The organism is Psychroserpens sp. (genome assembly GCF_034670085.1).
GTDB lineage: Bacteria > Bacteroidota > Bacteroidia > Flavobacteriales > Flavobacteriaceae > Psychroserpens.
Window position 1 is genome coordinate 244835 of record NZ_JAXMOD010000005.1, and the last position, 19840, is coordinate 264674.

Annotated in this window: 17 protein-coding genes; 9 read left to right on the top strand and 8 right to left on the bottom strand. The window is 32.9% G+C overall.

Features of this window, described 5'->3' with window-relative positions; all coding sequences use genetic code 11:
• Nucleotides 1-54: 54 nt before the first annotated feature.
• From VOI25_RS10435 to VOI25_RS10445, 3 genes are all read right to left on the bottom strand, one after another.
• A complete protein-coding gene (locus VOI25_RS10435) occupies nucleotides 55-1314 on the bottom strand; it encodes an aminotransferase class I/II-fold pyridoxal phosphate-dependent enzyme (RefSeq protein WP_323789014.1) in 1260 nt (419 codons plus the stop codon).
• A gap of 202 nt (nucleotides 1315-1516) precedes the next feature.
• Entirely contained in the window at nucleotides 1517-2554 is a 1038-nt protein-coding gene (locus VOI25_RS10440; protein WP_323789015.1) for a cysteine synthase family protein, read from the bottom strand.
• Between the two features lie 61 nt (nucleotides 2555-2615).
• Nucleotides 2616-4691, bottom strand: coding sequence for a S9 family peptidase (locus VOI25_RS10445; protein WP_323789016.1), 2076 nt, complete (start codon nucleotides 4689-4691; stop codon nucleotides 2616-2618).
• Between the two features lie 62 nt (nucleotides 4692-4753).
• Here VOI25_RS10445 and VOI25_RS10450 point away from each other — a divergent pair, with 62 nt between their 5' ends.
• Entirely contained in the window at nucleotides 4754-5077 is a 324-nt protein-coding gene (locus VOI25_RS10450; RefSeq protein WP_323789017.1) for a YbaB/EbfC family nucleoid-associated protein, read from the top strand.
• A 41-nt stretch (nucleotides 5078-5118) separates the two neighbouring features.
• On the opposite strand, the gene VOI25_RS10455 is transcribed toward VOI25_RS10450, so the two are convergent.
• Both VOI25_RS10455 and VOI25_RS10460 read right to left on the bottom strand, forming a co-directional pair.
• Nucleotides 5119-6135 carry a GntG family PLP-dependent aldolase gene (locus VOI25_RS10455; protein ID WP_323789018.1) on the bottom strand — a complete coding sequence of 339 codons (1017 nt, stop codon included), beginning with the start codon at nucleotides 6133-6135 and terminating at the stop codon, nucleotides 5119-5121.
• 3 nt (nucleotides 6136-6138) lie between these two features.
• On the bottom strand, nucleotides 6139-8541 hold the full coding sequence (locus VOI25_RS10460) for a zinc-dependent metalloprotease (RefSeq protein ID WP_323789019.1): 2403 nt from the start codon (nucleotides 8539-8541) through the stop codon (nucleotides 6139-6141).
• 169 nt (nucleotides 8542-8710) lie between these two features.
• On the opposite strand from VOI25_RS10460, the gene VOI25_RS10465 reads away from it, so the two are divergent.
• The 5 genes from VOI25_RS10465 (at nucleotide 8711) to VOI25_RS10485 (ending at nucleotide 13893) form a co-directional block, all read left to right on the top strand.
• The gene (locus VOI25_RS10465) at nucleotides 8711-9337 is read left to right on the top strand and encodes a GNAT family N-acetyltransferase (RefSeq protein WP_323789020.1); all 627 of its coding nucleotides are present in this window, start codon (nucleotides 8711-8713) and stop codon (nucleotides 9335-9337) included.
• A gap of 58 nt (nucleotides 9338-9395) precedes the next feature.
• A protein-coding gene (prfB, locus tag VOI25_RS10470; protein ID WP_323789021.1) for a peptide chain release factor 2 occupies nucleotides 9396-10506 on the top strand; the annotation gives its coding sequence in 2 pieces (ribosomal slippage) (nucleotides 9396-9458 and nucleotides 9460-10506; 1110 coding nt in all).
• A 5-nt stretch (nucleotides 10507-10511) separates the two neighbouring features.
• Nucleotides 10512-10856 carry an arsenate reductase (glutaredoxin) gene (gene arsC, locus VOI25_RS10475; protein WP_323789022.1) on the top strand — a complete coding sequence of 115 codons (345 nt, stop codon included), beginning with the start codon at nucleotides 10512-10514 and terminating at the stop codon, nucleotides 10854-10856.
• 13 nt (nucleotides 10857-10869) lie between these two features.
• Nucleotides 10870-11292 (top strand): hypothetical protein, encoded by a 423-nt coding sequence (locus VOI25_RS10480; protein WP_323789023.1) that lies wholly within the window; start codon nucleotides 10870-10872, stop codon nucleotides 11290-11292.
• Between the two features lie 141 nt (nucleotides 11293-11433).
• Entirely contained in the window at nucleotides 11434-13893 is a 2460-nt protein-coding gene (locus VOI25_RS10485) for an outer membrane beta-barrel family protein (protein ID WP_323789024.1), read from the top strand.
• Nucleotides 13894-13973: 80 nt separating this feature from the next.
• On the opposite strand, the gene VOI25_RS10490 is transcribed toward VOI25_RS10485, so the two are convergent.
• On the bottom strand, nucleotides 13974-14153 hold the full coding sequence (locus VOI25_RS10490) for a hypothetical protein (protein WP_323789025.1): 180 nt from the start codon (nucleotides 14151-14153) through the stop codon (nucleotides 13974-13976).
• A gap of 258 nt (nucleotides 14154-14411) precedes the next feature.
• Here VOI25_RS10490 and fumC point away from each other — a divergent pair, with 258 nt between their 5' ends.
• Nucleotides 14412-15809, top strand: coding sequence for a class II fumarate hydratase (gene fumC, locus VOI25_RS10495; RefSeq protein ID WP_323789026.1), 1398 nt, complete (start codon nucleotides 14412-14414; stop codon nucleotides 15807-15809).
• A 15-nt stretch (nucleotides 15810-15824) separates the two neighbouring features.
• The gene (locus VOI25_RS10500; protein ID WP_323789027.1) at nucleotides 15825-17219 is read left to right on the top strand and encodes a T9SS type A sorting domain-containing protein; all 1395 of its coding nucleotides are present in this window, start codon (nucleotides 15825-15827) and stop codon (nucleotides 17217-17219) included.
• Nucleotides 17220-17270: 51 nt separating this feature from the next.
• Here the strand turns inward: VOI25_RS10500 and VOI25_RS10505 are convergent, their stop codons facing one another.
• Nucleotides 17271-17555: a hypothetical protein gene (locus tag VOI25_RS10505; RefSeq protein ID WP_323789028.1), complete on the bottom strand. Its 285-nt coding sequence runs from the start codon at nucleotides 17553-17555 to the stop codon at nucleotides 17271-17273.
• Between the two features lie 42 nt (nucleotides 17556-17597).
• On the opposite strand from VOI25_RS10505, the gene hutI reads away from it, so the two are divergent.
• Entirely contained in the window at nucleotides 17598-18833 is a 1236-nt protein-coding gene (hutI, locus tag VOI25_RS10510; RefSeq protein WP_323789029.1) for an imidazolonepropionase, read from the top strand.
• Between the two features lie 69 nt (nucleotides 18834-18902).
• On the opposite strand, the gene VOI25_RS10515 is transcribed toward hutI, so the two are convergent.
• Nucleotides 18903-19784: a chromosome partitioning protein ParA gene (locus VOI25_RS10515; RefSeq protein ID WP_323789030.1), complete on the bottom strand. Its 882-nt coding sequence runs from the start codon at nucleotides 19782-19784 to the stop codon at nucleotides 18903-18905.
• Nucleotides 19785-19840 lie beyond the last annotated feature (56 nt).

Here is a 19840-nt window from a genome sequence, read left to right on the forward strand (position 1 = left end):
AATAAAAAAATCCGATGATTGCTCATCGGATTTTTTTATAATAATTAATATTATTTATTCGCCCATTGCAGCAATCAACGCTGCAGACAAACGTTTATAAGTTCCATTTACTAAACGCTCTCTAATAGCATCAAAAGCATCAAGAGTTTCGTTTACATCTTCAATGGTATGTGTAGCAGTTGGTATCATTCTTAATAGTATTAATCCCTTAGGAATAACAGGATACACTACAATAGAACAGAAAATACCGTAGTTTTCACGTAGATCACGAACTAATGCCATGGCTTCAGGAATACTCCCTTTTAAATACACTGGAGTTACACAACTTTGAGTAGTTCCGATATCAAATCCACGTTTCTTTAATCCAGATTGCAATGCGTCAACAATTTTCCAAAGATTTTCTTTCAACTCTGGCATTGTTTTTAGCATTTGCAAACGCTTACGTGCACCAACTACAAGTTGCATTTGTAGTGATTTAGCAAACATCTGTGAACGTAGGTTATATTTTAAGTAATCTATTATTTCTTGATCGGCAGCAATAAAGGCTCCAGTACTTGCCATAGATTTAGCAAACGTAGCGAAATACACATCGATATCATCTTGAACACCTTGTTCTTCTCCAGCACCAGCGCCAGTTTTTCCTAAGGTTCCAAAACCATGTGCATCATCAACAAATAATCTGAAATTGAATTTCTTTTTTAAAGCTACAATTTCCTTTAAACGTCCTTGTTCACCACGCATTCCAAACACACCTTCTGAAATCACTAAAATTCCTCCTCCAGTTTGTTCAGCCATTTTTGTGGCTCTTTCTAAGTTTTTCTCAAGACTTTCAACGTCATTATGCTTATAAGTGAAACGTTTTCCCATGTGTAAACGAACACCATCAATAATACAAGCATGAGCATCAACGTCATATACAATTATATCATCCTTAGAAACCAAAGCATCTACAGTAGAGACCATGCCTTGGTAACCAAAATTTAATAAATATGTTGCTTCTTTCTTTACAAACTCTGCAAGTTCATTTTGAAGTTGTTCATGAAGATCTGTATGACCAGACATCATTCGAGCTCCCATTGGATAAGCTGAACCATATTCTGCTGCAGCTTCCGCATCAACCTTTCTAACCTCAGGATGGTTAGCAAGACCAAGATAATCGTTAATACTCCATGTAATTACGTCTTTACCTTGAAACTTCATTCTATTAGATATTTGACCTTCTAACTTAGGAAAAACGAAATAACCTTCGGCTTGCGAAGCCCATTTCCCTAATGGTCCTTTATCTTTATAAATCTTTTCAAATAAATCCTTCATTTATAGCTATTAATTTTAGTCAAGTTATTTAATTGAGTACATCTTAATGAAATTTTTAAGCGAAAATCAAGATATAATCGGGACAAAATTAGTCAATTATATTATGATGACATAATATTTTAAGGGCAATGTTTATATGCTTTAACACACAAAAAATCCTATCACAATTAAATGCAATAGGATCTTATTATATTTAAGTCAATTATTTTATATACTGAATACTTTCAGAAACTTCAGTTTTACTATCAAAGAAACCTTGTTCTCCCATCCATTTATCGCTATATACTTTGCTCATGTATCGAGATCCATGGTCTGGAAATATGACCACAACTTTATCTCCTTTTTTAAATTCACCTTCTTCGCTTAGTTGTTTTAAAGCTTGCATTGCAGCTCCACTAGTATAACCAACAAATAAACCTTCAGTTTTTGCTATTTCTCTAGCAGTGTGTGCACTTTCTTCATCAGTAACCTTAATAAATTTATCAATCAAATCGAAGTCAGTTGCCGTAGGAATTAAGTTTTTACCTAATCCTTCAATCCGGTAAGGATAAATTTCTTTATCATCAAATTCACGTGTTTCATGGTATTTCTTTAGTACAGAACCAAAAGCATCAACACCAATGACTTTTACGTATGGATTTTGCTCTTTTAAGTATTTAGAAATTCCAGAAATAGTACCACCAGTCCCACTACAAGCAACTAAATGAGTAATTTCTCCGTCAGTTTGATTCCAGATTTCTGGACCAGTAGAATTATAATGTGCATCAATATTTAGTTGATTAAAATATTGATTAATATAAATAGAACCTTTTATTTCATTATGTAAACGCTTTGCTACCTGATAGTATGAGCGAGAATCGTCAGCACTAACATTAGCAGGACACACATAAACTTGTGCTCCCATTGATTTTAACATATCAATTTTATCTGCTGAAGATTTTGAACTCACAGCTAAGATACACTCGTAACCTTTAATGATACTAACCATAGCAATACTAAATCCTGTATTACCTGACGTTGTTTCAATGATTGTGTCTCCTGGAGTTAAAATGCCTTGTCTTTCGGCTTCCTCAATAATATGAAGTGCTATTCTGTCTTTTGACGAATGACCTGGATTGAAAGCTTCTACTTTAGCAAAGAAATCACCTTCAAAGCCTTCTGTCATTTTATTTAATTTGATAAGTGGTGTTTTACCTATTAATTGTAAAACATTATCAAATACATTATTGTCTTGTTTCATAAACGCAAATTTATCAGTTTCAATGTCATTTAAAATTGAAACGTAAAACCTTGCAAAATTACTATTTTTTTTCGAAATAGCTAGTATTTCCTTCTAAGTCTAGTAAAAAAGCGTATTCCCTTGCATCTTCTTTAAGAGCTTCAAAACGTCCGGAAGCTCCACCATGACCCGCTTCCATGTTGGTAATTAGAAATAATTTGTTAGTATCTTGTTTATAAGTTCTGAGCTTAGAAACCCACTTTGCAGGTTCCCAGTATTGTACTTGAGAGTCATGTAATCCCGTAGTAACCAGTAGATTTGGATAATGTTGCTTTTTTATATTATCATAAGGTGAATAACTTTTGATATAATCGTAGTAACTCTTGTCTTTCGGATTTCCCCATTCATCATATTCACCTGTAGTTAAAGGAATGGTATCGTCTAACATTGTGGTAACAACATCTACAAAAGGAACAGCAGCAATAACACCATTATAAAGCTCAGGTGCATCATTAATAATCACTGCCATTAATAAGCCACCTGCACTTCCTCCCATCGCATACAAATGTGATTTTGAAGTATAACCTTCAGTAATTAAATGTTTTGAACAATCAATAAAATCAGTAAAGGTATTTTTCTTTTTTAGAAGTTTTCCATCTTCATACCAATGCCTACCTAGATATTCACTGCCTCTAACATGTGCAATTACATAAATGAAACCACGATCTAATAAACTCAATCTTATGGTTGAGAAATATGGATCTACGGTAGAACCATAACTTCCATAGGCATATTGCAAAACAGGAGTTTCTACACCAAGTTTGGTGTCTTTTCTTCTAACAATTGACATCGGAATTTTAGTACCATCTTTAGCCGTTGCCCAAATACGTTCTGAAGTATAGTTGTTTTTATTAAAATTAGGATCTAAAATTTCCTGCTCCTTTTTAACTTCTTTTGCTTTAGTTCTCATATTGAAGTCAATCACAGAAGATGGATTTGTCAACGAATTATATACATACCTTAATGTTTCCGTATTAAAATCGACGTTAGTACCAACATTTACGGTATAAGTTTCGTTATCAAAGGGCAAATAGTAATCATCAGAATTATCCCATCGTTTTATTCTGATTTGATTCAAACCATTAGTACGTTCACTAACGACAAGGTAATCTTTGAAAATATCAATGTCTTCAATAAGCACATCTTTTCGATGAGATAAAACGTCAACCCAATTATCAAGTTTCGTAGCATTTTCAGGTGTTTTCATGAGTTTGAAGTTGGTTGCATCATCTTTATTAGTAACCACATAAAAATGATCTTCAAAATGTGAAATGCTATATTCTAAGCCACGAATACGTTTTTGAAATACTTTGAACTCGTCATCAGGTGTGTCTGCATTGAGGATATGAAATTCATTGGTAAGTGTACTATAACAAGCAATAATGAGATATTTTCTAGATTTAGACTTATAAACTGTAACTCCGAATGTATCATCATCTTCAGTAAAAACTATAACATCTTCATCTTCAGAATCACCAATTTTATGCTTATAAATTTCATTCGCTCTAAGGGTTTGTTCATCTTTTTTAGTGTAAAAAATGGTGCAATTATCATTTGCCCAAGTTGATGAACCTGTTGTATTTTCAATGATATCTGAAAATATTTCGTTCGTAATTAAACTCTTTATTTGAAGACTATATTGACGTCTACCAATAGTATCAATACCAAAGGAAATCATGGTATTATCTGGACTGACGCTTAAGCCTACTAATCTGAAATAGCCATGACCTTTAGCCATGACATTACAATCAAAAAGCAATTCTTCTTTAGCGTTTAAGTTTTCTTTTTTACGCGTATATATTGGATAATCTTTACCTTTTTCGTAACGAACGATATACCAATACCCATTGTATTTATAGGGCACTGAAGCATCGTCTTCTTTTATCCTTGCTTTCATTTCCTCAAAAAGCTGCTTTTCAAATTCCTTTGTATGCGCAGTTTCTTGCTCATAGTATTCGTTTTCAGCATTTAGATAATCTAATACATTTTGATCTTCTCGTTGATTCAACCAGAAATAATTATCAATTCTGATGTCTTTATGAATTTCTAATTCTTTAGGAATTTGTCTAGCAATAGGCGCTTTGATAGTCGTCTTCATTTTTCTTTTTAAAAGTCAGGCAATTTAGTAATTTTGCAACTATAATTTTAATACTTAACAATATGTTTGGAGATATGATGGGAATGATGGGTAAACTTAAAGAGACCCAGAAAAAAGTTGAAGACACAAAAGAACGTCTTCACAGTGTTTTAATTGATGAAAATAGTAGTGACAATAAACTAAAGGTGACAATTACTGCTAATAGAACTATAAAATCTATTGCAATAGATGATGAATTACTTCAAGACAAAGACATGCTTGAAGACTACCTTATTCTTACTTTAAACAAAGCTATTGAGCGTGCAACAACGGTTCATGAAACTGAAGTCGCTGCAGTTGCTAAAGCTGGAATGCCCAACATTCCTGGAATGGATATGTTTAAATAATTTAGACAGTTAGACTATTTAGATTTTCAGATAGTACAGTTCTAGAAGTCATTCAAAACATCTAATAGACGTCTATGCATAGCATCAGTATAATCTAAATGGGTTACCATTCTAAGTTTATTGCTTCCCATGCCAATTATATGAATGTCTTTATCTGATAACTGCTGAAGAAATTCTGCTTCATCAACATGAGATTCCAATTCAAAAATGACAATATTGGTTTCAATAAGTTCAACTTTAGAAATTATTGATAAATCTGCTAATACTGCACCAATTTCCTTAGCTTTTTTATGGTCTTCTGCTAATCGATTAATATTGTGATCTAAAGCATAAATACCAGCTGCAGCTACATAACCGATTTGACGCATATTGCCACCTAGAATTTTTCGTACTCTTATAGCATTTTGCATTATAGCATCATCACCAATTAGCACAGAACCAATTGGGCAACCTAAGCCTTTACTCAAACAGACAGATATGGTATCGAAAAGATCGCCATATTGCTTAGCTGACTCATTCTTAGCAACTAAGGCGTTCCAAAGCCTTGCGCCATCGAGATGATAACCTAAATTATTATCATCACAAATGGTTTTTATTTTTTTTAATTCTTCAAAATCCCAACAAGCTCCTCCTCCTTTGTTGGTTGTGTTTTCAACTTCAACTAATGTCGTTTGACTGTAATAAAAGGCATCAGGATTAATTGCTTCTTTAACTTGAGAGGCAGTAAACATACCTCTTTTGCCATCAATTAAATGGCATGAAATTCCACTATTAAAAGATGCACCACCAGCTTCATAATTATAAATATGTGCATATTTATCACAAATTACTTGTTCTCCAGGATTCGTATGCAATTTTAAGGCGGTTTGATTTGCCATACTTCCAGAAGGGAAAAATAAGGCTCTAGGTTTGCCAAACATTTCTGCAAGTCGCTCTTCTAGAGCGTTCACAGTGGGATCTTCTTTAAACACATCATCACCAACTTCAGCAGACATCATTGCATCTAACATGCCTTTTGTTGGTTTGGTAACGGTATCGCTTCTTAAATCAATAATCATAATCTAATTAGAATTATAATGACATATATCACTTCCTATTGGAGAACCATCAGGGATTTTTGGAGTTTTTTCAATTTTGAATTTTTCTGGGTGTTCTTTAAATTCAGAAATCATCATTTCAAAATGCGAACTATATGGTGTTGACAGTCGTTTATCAGTCAATAAAGAATTAATTGCATTGTTTGCTTTTACTTTAACTTGTAAAAATGATTTAGAACTTGAAGCCAAATTCATCAAATGAATCAGGACACGTTCATTAATGAGTTGTTGTACTTCATTTTTGTAAGCATCGGTAAAAGTTTTTCCAAAAGAATTAGTTATAACTTGTTGTAAAACATTTTCTAATGTCAATTGATTAGGATCTAAACTCTTTTGTTGAACCATCCTATTTGCGCGCTCTGGATGTAACAATAAACCTAAGGTCATATCGCTAGCTGTTGCAGCCGCACTTAAAGGATCAAAAGCAACACCTGTTTGACTTGAAAAGGACTCACGATTTCTATAATATTCAAAAGCTCTTGGTGGAAAAAGGTCTAATTTTTCTTTTGGAATTGCCAATGCATCAGCCGAAATTGTTTTAAGAATTACAGTTAAGGCATCTCGTTGTGTTTGAGCATCAATTGACTCTACTATGGTTTGTCCATCACCTTTAACAGCATAATTATAATCTAATCCACCAACAACTTTGGCCGCAGCTTCCGTTTGGAATCTATGGAAAAAATAAAGAGGCACAAACACATCTTCTAAGACAGAAAATGGTTCATCTTCTCTAATATTATCTTTTGAAAAATTTGAAATGGCTTTTTGTCGCACTGCCAAAACAGAATTTAATTCTTCTGAAGCCGATTTACCGTTATCCCATAAATGTGCTAAAGCATGAGCTCCTCCAGTCGCTCTTGCATCAGAATCAGAAATAAACCGATGACCAGCAATTGTTGCAGCCTTTAGAATCTTATTTAGCTCGTCTTTTTCAGTTGCGCTTTTATCAAATTCAGAATAACTATAAGCGACTGTAACTTTGTCCCAACTACCAATCCCTACAGCATAAGCATCACTCAAATCAATTTGACCATTTGTGAGTTTTACTAATGGATGCGGATAATCCATAACAGAAGCTCTTCCGTTGGTACTTGCTGCAAAATTATGTGCAAAACCAATAGTATGACCAACTTCGTGAGCACTTAGCTGGCGAATTCGAGCTAAAGCCATGTCTAACATAGGTTTATAATTGTCATCGCGCTCTGCAAAAGGTTTGTTTAATAATGCCTGAGCAATCATAAAATCTTGACGAATTCTCAAACTACCTAAACTCACATGACCTTTAATGATTTCTCCTGTTCTAGGATCGATAACACTTCCACCATAACTCCATCCTCTTGTAGAGCGATGTACCCATTGAATGACATTATAACGACAATCCATAGGATCAGCATCTGCAGGCAACATTTTCACCTGATAAGCATCTTTAAATCCGATTGCTTCGTAAGCTTGATTCCACCATCGCGCTCCTTCTAAAAGCGCAGAACGAACAGGCTCCGGAGTTCCTGGGTCGAGATAATAAATGATTGGTTCTTTAGCTTCACTAACTTTAGCGTTAGGATTTTTCTTTTCTAAGCGATGACGAATGATATAACGCTTTCTAATTGGTTCTTGTATTGGTGTTGCATAATCTAAAAACGACATTGAAATTGCTCCACTTCGTACATCAAACTCACGCATGTTGTAGCCATCATCTGGTAATTCAATAAAACTATGGTGCTGAATTACACTCACTAAAGACGCTGTAGGAACTACAGTTCTAATATTTCTACCAGTTGGTTGTCCACTAAAAGTCAATAACGCTTCAAACTCAACATTTTTAGGAAACGCTTTTGTCTGTTCAAGTGATAATGCACTTTTAGAAGCATCTAATTTATAATTTCCTTCTTTGCTTCGTTTTAATGTTGTTGCTACACCATGTGCATCTTCTAACAAAAACGGTGTTAAATCAATAATATAATTTCCATTGCTTTCTTCAACAATATTGAATCCGAACAAAACCGATTTAGCAAAAGCCTGTTCAATACTTTTCTTTTCAAGTGCGTTGTCTGTAATAGCTCTATAATTTTGATTAGGTTGAATCAGTAATAATTTATGTCCTGCTTTTTGGAATTTCACAATGCGTTCTCTCCCTAATTGACCTCTATCTAAGCCGATATCGTTAGAGCCAACTCCTGTGGCTAAAGAATTAACATATAAGAATTCTTTGTTTAAATCTTTCACCTCTAGATAAATTTTATCCTGAGCTTCCTCATAATAAAAATCAAAAAGTCCCTTAAAACTTTCGAGTTCCTTAGTGTCTAATACTTGTGAGAATAATGGTGAAATTGAAAGACATAAAACGATGTAAAGTAGCTGTTTTTTCATTTTGAATAATTAGTGTATAAAACTACATAATTTATACGAATTGATAATTGTGACACTAAGAAATAAAATGTGTCTAATAATTAAGTAACGTGTAAATTAAGTGATGAATTTTAGTTTGCATTAATCCCTGTAAATCCTGAAATCCTTTTTTAAAAGATTTAAGATAGCTTTGATTTTTATCGGAAGTGGAAATTTGAAACCAATTTTAGATGGATTTCTAACACGACTATATTCCAAAACAAATTTCATTGGTTTAGAAGCTTCCCCTCATAAATTAAAGGTTTCAGATTCATCCATCGATATAGCAATAAGACCCTTTGAAACTTCTGATATCAATGCTCTCAATGAAAAATTTAGACACTCTCGTTTGGTTGAAGAGCAAATTCCAAGATGTTATGTAGCTACCAACAAAAAAAAGAAAACCGTGTACAGACAATGGTTGTTTACTCATAAATCTCAACAACAAGTTATCAATTATTTTGGTCCAGTTTTCCCTGAATTAGACAAAAACGAAGCAATAATTGAAGGTGTTTTTACACATCCAGATTATAGAGGATTGCGTATTATGTCTAAGGCTATGCCTAAAATAATAAAACAACAGCAATACAAGAATATTAAAAGAGTTATAGCTTTTGTTAATGAACGAAATATATCAAGCCTTAAGGGATTTAATAGAATTGGTTTTAGCCCTTATTGTATAAGAATTGAGGTCTGGTTTCTATTTAGTAGAAAAGTGTCTTTTATTCAAATGACAGATTCGCTTGAAAAAAAATATTTGGAGTCAATTAAAACATAATTCCGTTTTAGTTTTTTCTAATTGATATATATCTTATTTTCGTTTAAAATTTCAAACTATGATTACTTCAGATCAAATTAAAGATCTCAATACACGCCTTGATAAACTAAGGCACTATCTTTGACATAGATGCCAAATTAATTGAAATTTCTAACGAGGAAGAGCAAACTTTTGATCCTAATTTCTGGAACGATTCAAAGCAAGCAGAATTGATTATGAAATCAATTCGCGAAAAAAAGAGTTGGGTTGAAGATTATAAATCTGGTGTTACCTTACTAGAAGATCTTGAAGTCATTTACGAGTTTTATAAAGAGGAAGAAGCAACAGCAGTGGATGTTGAAAACAGGTATCAAAAAGCATTACTTCTAATTGAAAAATTAGAGTTCAAAAATATGTTGTCTGATGAAGGTGATAGTTTGAGTGCTGTACTTCAAATTACTGCAGGAGCTGGAGGTACTGAATCTTGCGATTGGGCAAGTATGCTAATGCGAATGTATTTAATGTATGCTGAAAAGAGCGGATTTAAAGTTAAAGAACTCAACTTTCAAGAAGGTGATGTCGCTGGAATAAAAACGGTGACCTTAGAAATTGAAGGAGATTACGCCTTTGGTTGGCTTAAAGGTGAAAACGGAGTACATCGTTTGGTTAGAATTTCTCCATTTGATAGTAATGCCAAACGACATACAAGTTTTGCTTCAGTTTATGTGTACCCATTAGTTGATGATACTATAGAAATTGATATCAATCCTGCAGATATTGAAATCACAACAGCTCGTTCAAGTGGTGCTGGTGGACAAAATGTGAATAAGGTTGAAACAAAAGTCCAGTTGACACATAAGCCTTCAGGAATACAAATTTCATGTTCCGAAACACGATCACAACATGACAACCGTTCTCGTGCCTTGCAAATGCTTAAATCTCAGTTATACGAAATTGAATTGCAAAAACAAATGGCACAGCGTGATGATATTGAAGCTGGAAAAATGAAGATTGAATGGGGAAGTCAAATAAGAAACTATGTCATGCACCCTTATAAATTAGTAAAAGATGTAAGGTCTGCTCACGAAACAGGAAATGTAGATGCTGTCATGGATGGTGATTTAGAACCATTTTTGAAGGCATATTTAATGATGATGGGACAAAAAGAAGAAGATTTAAATCAATTATAAAAATTATGATTACAATATATCACAATCCACGATGCAGTAAATCTAGAGAAGGTCTTCAGGTTTTGGAAGATTCTGGCAAGAATTTTGAGATTGTTAAATATCTAGATGAACCAATTTCAGAAGCAACACTAAAAGAGATTATAAATTTATTAGGAATTAAACCAATAGAATTAGTCAGAAAAAATGAAGCCATTTGGAAATCTGAGTATAAAGGAAAAGATTTGGTAGATGACAACATCATTTCTGCGATGGTAAAACATCCAAAACTTATTGAACGTCCTATAGTTGTTGCTAATAAAAAGGCTGTGATTGGTAGACCAGTAGACAACATAAAATCGCTCATCGAATAATTATAACACTAGTATGAAAACTTATTTTTTTTTAGGACTTACCCTTATCCTTTTTAGTTTTAATGTTGTGGCTCAATCACAAACTAAAGAAGAAAATGAAAGGATTAGAATGGAACGCAAAATTGAAGAACAAAAAACAGAATTCATTACCAATATTGTCGCTAGTTTTTTTGAGTTAGATGATTTTCAAAGACATATTCTTAAACAGCGACTACATTCTTATTATGATGAGCTTTTAAAAATAAATGTTTTGAACATTCAATCATTTGAAAAAGCAACCTTAATAAATGACTTAGATTATAGTCATTTTAAAGATTTTGAAGAAATGTTAGGTCGCGAATTTATCGACAAACTATTAGAGAAAGCTAAAGGAAAAGACAATTCAGCTCAAAAAAAGAAGAAGAAAAAAAAGAAACGAAAGAAAGGAGACAACTAAGTCTTTTTGTCAATGATTTATTGAACTGAATTGTATAGATTGATTCTATTTAATTTGTTTAACAAAAGATTAACCGTAACCAACCGCAAGTAGTTTTATTTTTGCACATCTAAAATTGCAAACCATCACATTTAGGTTACCATGAAAATAAAACTGACTCTACTCCTCTTTCTAATTACCATCTTTAGTTTTGCTCAAAACCAAATTTCAATTACAGGTAAAGTTATTGATGCGGATGAAAATTTTCCTTTAGAATACGCAACCATTTCTTTTATTAATAAAGCAGAAAACACCATTGTAACAGGTGGTATTACTGATATTGATGGAAAGTTCGAAATTGAAGTCCCTATAGGAACTTATGATGTTAAAATTGAGTACTTATCGTATAAAACAAAAACATATTCTGATAAGTTACTTGATAAAACAATGGACTTGGGAACCGTAAGTATGTCTCTAAATCTTGAAGCCCTAGATGCTGTAGAAATTATAGCAGAACGAACAACGGCTGAGATTAAGCTTGATAAAAAAGTATATACCATTGGTAAAGATTTGACGGTTCGTGGCGGAACTGTTAGTGATGTTTTAGATAATGTACCTTCTGTTTCGGTTGATGTTGAAGGAAATGTGGCCTTACGTGGTAATGATGATGTTAGAATATTAATTAATGGTAAACCTTCAGGATTGGTTGGTTTAAATTCCACTGAAGCTTTACGTCAGTTGCCTGCAGATGCGATTGAGCGTGTTGAAGTGATAACGTCTCCTTCAGCTAGATACGATGCTGAAGGAACAGCTGGTATATTAAACATTATTTTAAGACGAAGTAAACTACAAGGCCTTAATGGAGCCATAACTGTTAATGCTGGATATCCCACTCAAGCAGGTATTTCTGGAAACGTTAACTATAGGACTGGTGATTTTAACTTTTTTAATACAACGAGTTATAATTATCGATCAGTTCCAGGAAATGCTTATGCAAATTCTGAATTTATTCCTTCTGGTGACAGACTAGAGGAAACAAGAAAATTTGATCGTCAGCGAAAAGGTATCAGTACAAATTTTGGTGTTGAATGGTATATTAATGATTCGGCTTCATTGACTACTTCAATTCAATTTCGTGATAGCAATAACGAGCAAGAAAGCACTAATAGAATTGTAGAGTTTGAAAATTCTACCAATACAACAACCTTTAGAAGTCGTTTTGATCCAGAATTTGAAGATGATAGAACTATTCAGTATTCGGTAAATTTTGACAAACAATTTGGTGATAATTCAGACCATCGGTTTACCGCCAATTTTCAATATGAATCGAGTTCTGAGTTAGAAGCATCGGTAATTCAACAGGATGCGATTGAAGTTGAGGATGTTACTACAGATGAAAATCAAGATCGTATTTTTTTACAAAGTGATTATGTTTTGCCAATAGGAGAAGTTAGTCAATTTGAATTTGGATACCAAGGACGTTTCCTTAATCTAGATACAGATTATGAAATATTTTTGAGAGACAATGATACAGGTTTGTTTGAACTTAGTACAGGTTTAAGTAACAATTTACTTTATAGAGAATATGTTAATGGCTTCTACACCCAATTTGGAAGCAAAATTAAATCTAAGTTTAGCTACCTTTTAGGATTGCGATTTGAAGATACTAGAATCAGTATTGATCAACAAACAACAAATCAATTTGCTAAAAAAGATTATGTAAACTTCTTCCCGACTGTAAATTTGTCTTACGAGCTTAGTGAAGATGAAAATATTACGCTTGGATATAACCGTCGTATTAGAAGACCTCGTTCACGTTTTATAAATCCGTTTCCTTCACGTAGTTCTGCAACGAGTTTATTTCAAGGGAATCCGGATTTAGATCCGAGTTTTTCAAATACATTTGATTTAGGTTACTATAGAAGATTCAGTAAAAAAGTAACATTAAACACATCCATATATTTCCAACGAACAACAGATGCGTTTAATATTATTAATATTGGAACTGATAATTATTTCAATTTTGATACCAATGAGATTATTAATGTAAACGACCCTGAATTTGCTGCACAAGAAGAATTTTTGGTTCAGATTTTACAACGATCACCTATTAATTTAGCAATAAACGATCGATATGGTTTTGAATTCACTCTTACGTATAGACCTACAAAAAAATGGAATATAAACGGAAACTTTAATATGTTTCAATCTATTACAGAAGGTATATATGAAGGCACAGATTTTGGTGCCGAAAACTTTAGCTGGTTTGTACGCTTAAATAACAAATACACACTTCCTGGAAATATAGACTGGCAAACGCGAATGAATTACAGAGGACCAAGAGTAGATGCGCAAAATAAAAGTCAAGGCATCTTTTCAACAGATTTGGCATTCAGTAAAGATGTATTTAAAGATCGTGCTTCAATTGCGATTAATGTAAGTGATTTGTTTAATTCTAGAAAAAGAATAAGTAAAACTACTACTCCAACTTTTATTTCTGATAGTGAATTTCAATGGAGAGAACGTACATTTAATCTATCGTTTACTTACCGTTTCAATCAAAAGAAAAAGAATGATCGTTCTGGCAGAGGAAATGGTGATGATTTTGATTTTGAAGGCTAAGGAATAAGAATCAAACGATTACAAATAAAAAAAGGAAACCTAAAATGGTTTCCTTTTTTTTTATCTTTTTAAACTAAAGTCTAGCTGTTAGCAGCACGTTTAGCTTTCTTTTCTTCTTTCATTTCTTTTAATCGCTCCATTAACGATCCGCCAATCCAATAAGGAACTACAAATGTGATTAAAAATATCATTAACCAAAAACCTATAGTTAAAATGGTTAAAAACGCTAAAAATCCTAAATATTGGTCAAATTCAAACATGTGGTTTTTTTTTGTTAAGGCAAAGATATAATAATCCGAATTGTTTTACAATAGTTTATTTGGGTTTTATTAACAGGATATTAAAAGAAATCGAAATAGACCTCAGGTTTAAACAATTCATGAATTGAACACAATAAGATAAATACCATTGGTAAAGTTGAATTTGTTAATATATAATGAAAAATTAAAGTTATAATCACTAAGCAATTATTCCCCAAAATCTTAACTTTGTTTTACTATAAAATGACAAAATATCTCATGAAATTTAGAATAGAAAAAGACACAATGGGTAATGTAAATGTACCTGCTGATAAACTTTGGGGAGCACAAACTGAACGCTCTCGAAATAACTTTAAAATTGGTGCTCCAGCATCTATGCCGTTAGAAATTGTTTACGGCTTTGCTTATCTTAAAAAAGCTGCTGCTTATACTAATGCTGATTTAGGTGTTTTAGACACTGATAAGCGTGATTTAATAGGTAAAGTTTGTGATGAAATTTTGCAAGGTCAACATGACGATCAGTTTCCATTGGTTATTTGGCAAACAGGTTCTGGTACACAAAGTAATATGAATGTGAATGAGGTCATTGCTAATAGGGCGCATCAAATTGCAGGTAAAGTTATTGGTGAAGGTGATAAAACTATTCAACCCAATGATGATGTGAACAAATCACAATCTTCTAACGATACATTTCCAACAGGAATGCATATTGCTATTTATAAAAAAGTAGTTGAAACAACTATCTCTGGAGTTATACAATTAAGAAATACGCTACATGAGAAATCGTTGAAATATATGGATGTTGTAAAAATTGGTCGCACACACTTAATGGATGCAACACCTTTAACACTTGGACAAGAATTTTCAGGTTATGTGTCCCAATTAGACCATGGTTTGATCGCTTTAGAAAACACGCTTCCTCATCTATCCGAATTGGCACTTGGTGGAACTGCAGTAGGAACAGGTTTAAACACACCAGATGGGTATAGTGAATTAGTTGCTGACTATATTGCAAAATTCACCGGATTGCCTTTTGTTTCGGCAGATAATAAATTTGAAGCGCTTGCAGCTCATGATGCTCTAGTTGAAACTCATGGAGCATTAAAACAATTAGCGGTTTCTCTAAATAAAATTGCAAACGATATCCGAATGATGGCTTCTGGACCTAGAAGTGGCATTGGTGAAATTATTATTCCTGCTAATGAACCAGGTAGTTCAATTATGCCTGGAAAAGTTAATCCTACACAATGTGAAGCACTTACCATGGTATGCGCTCAAGTTATGGGTAATGATGTTGCAGTTACAGTTGGAGGAACTCAAGGTCATTATGAGTTAAATGTATTTAAACCTATGATGGCAGCTAACGTATTGCAATCTGCGCAATTAATTGGTGATGCATGTGTAAGTTTTGAAGAGCATTGCGCTTCTGGAATTGAACCAAATCATGATGTTATAAAGCAACTTTTAAATAACTCGTTAATGCTCGTTACGGCCTTAAACACTAAAATTGGTTATTATAAAGCCGCAGAAATTGCCAATACTGCACATAAAAATGGTACGACTTTAAAAGTAGAAGCTATTAACCTTGGTTATGTAACTGCTGAAGAATATGATGAATGGGTTAAACCAGAAAATATGGTTGGTTCACTAAAATAAATAAAATTAAATACTATGAAAACAACTTTACTAACGATACTTATTTGTGTAAGTATAAACTTGAGTATAAATTCTCAAACGACTTTTAGCGCAAAACAGCCAATTAATACCAATACAGATAATGCGCCTTTTGTAATTGATTCGGGTAATTTAGATGCAGACGCATTTCCAGATATCGTAATAGGCACAAATCTTGGAGACACAGTAGAATGGTATAAAAATAATGGTGATGGCACGTTTACATTACAACCGTTAATAGCTAATGACGTCACACAATGTGGAGGTGTAACTATAGCAGATCTCAATAGTGATGGATTTAATGATGTAATCGCTTCTAATTTTGGAGATGATAAATTAGTCTGGTTTGAAAATGATGGAACTGGTAATTTTGAGCCTGAGCAAATAATTTCAAGTTCCATAGATGGTTCTAGCGGAATTATTGCAGGATTTATTGATGGTGGTACAACAGTAGACGTTGGAGTTGTTGGTTTTAATTCTGGAGATACTGTTTGGTTTTCAAATAACGGCTCTGGTGTATTTACTGGTCCTAATACCATAGAGTCGATACCTGGAAGTGGTCCTGGTAATTTAGATCTTGCCGATTTTGATGGTGATGGTGATAATGATATTGTGCTAATGAATTCTAATATTGGCACTGTCGAACTTTATTATAATGATTTAATTCCTGGCGGAACTGTTAGTTTTATTAAAGATGTAAATACTGTGACTTCTGGTGAAGTATATCCATTTGATGTTAGCTTTGGTGATGTTGATGATGATAGTGATCTAGATATAGTTGTGGTAGATCTTTTTGGTGGTGCTTCTGGTTTAGGTTGGTATCAAAAGGAATTAGACGGTACATTTACGGAAACTATTATTACTACGACCATAGCTAATCCTGCAACTGCAAAAGTCGTAGATTTAGATAACGACACGTACAACGATATTCTTTTAAGTTCTGGAGGCTCAGGAGCAGGAACTGATATCGTTTGGTTTAGAAGTACAATGACTGGGACTTTTGGTTCTGAAATGATTATTGATGATACTCAGAGTCAAACCTACGCGTTTACTTTGAACGATTTTGAAAATGATGGTGATATCGATATAGCTAACATTGCTTACAATGATGATGATTTAAATTGGTTTGAAAACGAACTCATTACTTTAGGACTGAATAATGAAGTTCAGCAAACTATAAGCTTCTACCCTAACCCAACGTCTTCAATCTTAAATTTTAAGGGCTTGGATTCCGTAGTGATTGATGTTTCTATTTTTGATATTTTAGGAAAAGAAATCCTAACAACTAAAATTGATGCATCATTAACTTTAGATGTGTCAAATCTTGAGAATGGCACATATTTAATAAAGTTTAAGGACAATGATAGTGTATTGAAATTCGTAAAAGAATAGCTTTTACAACTAAGAAATAAATTTTAAAACGCTAGCATTTCGCTGGCGTTTTTATTTGTTGAAGAATTTAATAAGCAACATAATAAGTTTAAAGATCAACCATAATGAAATACCTGCTCCTAAAAATGATTTAAAACCTTTCTTTTCATTCTTTTTGTGAATAGATCTTGAGGTTTTTCGAAAAACAGGAGTGATTTCAACTACTTTATTAAAGTCTTTACATTGATCTTGAAAGTTAGGAATATTGTTTGTTAAACCACATAAAATTCCATATCGCTCATCTATAATATGATTTTTACATGTTTTGCAAATTTTATCACGTTCAACTTTAGTCATGAGGATTAAATTTTGTTAAATTTAGGGTTTTATCTTAATTATATGTCAATATTAATTATCAATATTAAAGAACTCGTTCAAGTAAGAGAAACTAATGTCACCATTGTAAAAGGTAAAGACATGAGACTTTTACCTACAATTGAAAATGCCTACTTATTTATAGATCATGATACTATTGTAGAATACGGAAGTATGGAAGATCTAGCTGGCATTGAAGCTGATGAAACAATAGATGCAACTGGCAAGACTGTTTTGCCTACTTGGTGTGATTCGCATACACATATTGTTTATGCAGGTGATAGAACTCAAGAGTTTGTAGATCGAATAAATGGTTTATCCTATGAAGATATTGCCAATCGAGGTGGTGGAATTTTAAATTCAGCCGAAAAGTTACAAAACACTTCAGAAGACGACCTTTATCAACAAGCAGCAAATCGACTAAAAGAAGTTATTAAACTTGGTACTGGAGCTATTGAGATTAAATCGGGCTATGGATTAACTGTCGAAGCAGAACTAAAAATGCTTCGCGTTATTAAACGGTTAAAGAAAGACTTTCCTATTAAAGTAAAACCAACATTGCTCGCTGCTCACGCGATTCCAAAGGAATTTAAAGACAATAAAAAAGGGTTCATCGATGTAGTAATTAATGAATTAATTCCTGCTGTAGCAAAAGAACATCTAGCAGAATACATAGATGTATTTTGTGAAAAGGGTTATTTTGATTTGGAAGATACAGAGCGTGTTCTTGAAGCTGGCACTAAACATGGATTGACGCCAAAAATACATGTGAATCAATTTAATGCCTTTGGAGGTGTAGCTTTAGGTGTGAAACATAAGGCATTATCAGTAGATCATCTTGAAGAATTAAATTCAGAAGATGTAGATGCATTAAAACAATCTCATACGATTCCTGTTGCCTTACCTGGTTGCTCCTATTTTTTGAGTATACCTTATACACCAGCCAGACAACTTATTGATGCTGGTCTGCCTTTGGCAATAGCAACCGATTATAATCCAGGATCAACACCAAGCGGAAATATGAATTTTGTGGTTTCTGCATCCTGTATTAAAATGAAAATGACACCAGAAGAAGCCATCAATGCTGCAACGATTAATGGTGCTTATGCTATGAATATTTCTAATATGTATGGAAGCATTTGTCGAGGCAAGAAAGCAAATATTATAATTACTAAAGCTATTCCGAGTTATCACTATTTAGCCTATGCCTTTGGTGATAACCATATAGATACTGTAATTATTAATGGTCAGAAATTCTAGGATTATTTTACCAAAAAAAATCCGAAAGCTCATTGAACTTTCGGATTTCAGATGTATATCATTTTGAAACTATTTCAAAGTAAACTCAGAAGTAGAGACCAATTCATTTTTGTTAAAAACATTGACCACATAACGTCCAGAATTAAAATCTTCATTTGGAGGAATAAACTCGCAAATATCTAAGCTTTTATTCTCGTAATTAAATTTACTTATGATGCTGTAATTTAATATCGTCTGTTCAAATTGAATTTGTTCATTAGCACCTAATACATTGTTTTTAGGATCTAAAACCTGAACGTATAATTCTTTATCTCCTGCACCAACTAATGCGTTTTTGGCAACTGTATAACATACTCTAATCTTATCACTACGTTTTGCTCTTTCTGTAGGAATTAGTTTGCCAGAACTTCTTTCAATAACTCCAAAGCCTTTTAAACTAACAGTTTGTAATACTGCTGCGTTTTCCACGACCTCAGAAAGTTGTGTGTTTTGAACTAATAATGAATCTGTAAATACTGTGCGTTCTGCCAACTGCATATTTGTACTATCTAGCGATGTTGCCAATAATTCATTTTCTATTTTGAGTTTATCGTTTTCTGTTAACAATACATCCATTTCCTCTTGAAGTGCCATGAATTTCTTTTTATATCTCCATAAACTATTTACACTATTTTGAGAAATTTTTAAAGAATCCATTAAACCTTGAATACGATCTCTGGCTTCAACAAGATTCTGATTTGCAACTTCATTTTCACCAATAGCAATATCATATTGTTTTGCCATAGAACTTAAATCAGCCATAACCTGATTTTTCTCTTTGGTTAATGTCGCTTCATTTTCTTTTTTCTCATTATACAATTTAGAAGTGTAAAATGCAGTACCTAAAAATAAAGCCAATAAGATACCTAAAGCAATTTTTAACCCAATACCCTTACTGTTTGAATTTTCCATAATTTACTTTTGTTTATTTGTTATTTTAAAACGTTAATTCTTTTAATTTTTTGCAA

Excerpts from the sequence above, each read along its gene's own strand:
- VOI25_RS10455 (WP_323789018.1), bottom strand. The coding sequence starts at position 6,135 with ATGATTATTGATTTAAGAAGCGATACCGTTACCAAACCAACAAAAGGC.
- hutI (WP_323789029.1), top strand. The coding sequence starts at position 17,598 with ATGTCAATATTAATTATCAATATTAAAGAACTCGTTCAAGTAAGAGAA.
- VOI25_RS10500 (WP_323789027.1), top strand. The coding sequence starts at position 15,825 with ATGAAAACAACTTTACTAACGATACTTATTTGTGTAAGTATAAACTTG.
- fumC (WP_323789026.1), top strand. The coding sequence starts at position 14,412 with ATGAAATTTAGAATAGAAAAAGACACAATGGGTAATGTAAATGTACCT.
- VOI25_RS10435 (WP_323789014.1), bottom strand. The coding sequence starts at position 1,314 with ATGAAGGATTTATTTGAAAAGATTTATAAAGATAAAGGACCATTAGGG.
- VOI25_RS10505 (WP_323789028.1), bottom strand. The coding sequence starts at position 17,555 with ATGACTAAAGTTGAACGTGATAAAATTTGCAAAACATGTAAAAATCAT.
- VOI25_RS10490 (WP_323789025.1), bottom strand. The coding sequence starts at position 14,153 with ATGTTTGAATTTGACCAATATTTAGGATTTTTAGCGTTTTTAACCATT.
- VOI25_RS10445 (WP_323789016.1), bottom strand. The coding sequence starts at position 4,691 with ATGAAGACGACTATCAAAGCGCCTATTGCTAGACAAATTCCTAAAGAA.
- VOI25_RS10440 (WP_323789015.1), bottom strand. The coding sequence starts at position 2,554 with ATGAAACAAGACAATAATGTATTTGATAATGTTTTACAATTAATAGGT.
- arsC (WP_323789022.1), top strand. The coding sequence starts at position 10,512 with ATGATTACAATATATCACAATCCACGATGCAGTAAATCTAGAGAAGGT.
- VOI25_RS10450 (WP_323789017.1), top strand. The coding sequence starts at position 4,754 with ATGTTTGGAGATATGATGGGAATGATGGGTAAACTTAAAGAGACCCAG.
- VOI25_RS10485 (WP_323789024.1), top strand. The coding sequence starts at position 11,434 with ATGAAAATAAAACTGACTCTACTCCTCTTTCTAATTACCATCTTTAGT.
- VOI25_RS10480 (WP_323789023.1), top strand. The coding sequence starts at position 10,870 with ATGAAAACTTATTTTTTTTTAGGACTTACCCTTATCCTTTTTAGTTTT.
- VOI25_RS10460 (WP_323789019.1), bottom strand. The coding sequence starts at position 8,541 with ATGAAAAAACAGCTACTTTACATCGTTTTATGTCTTTCAATTTCACCA.
- VOI25_RS10515 (WP_323789030.1), bottom strand. The coding sequence starts at position 19,784 with ATGGAAAATTCAAACAGTAAGGGTATTGGGTTAAAAATTGCTTTAGGT.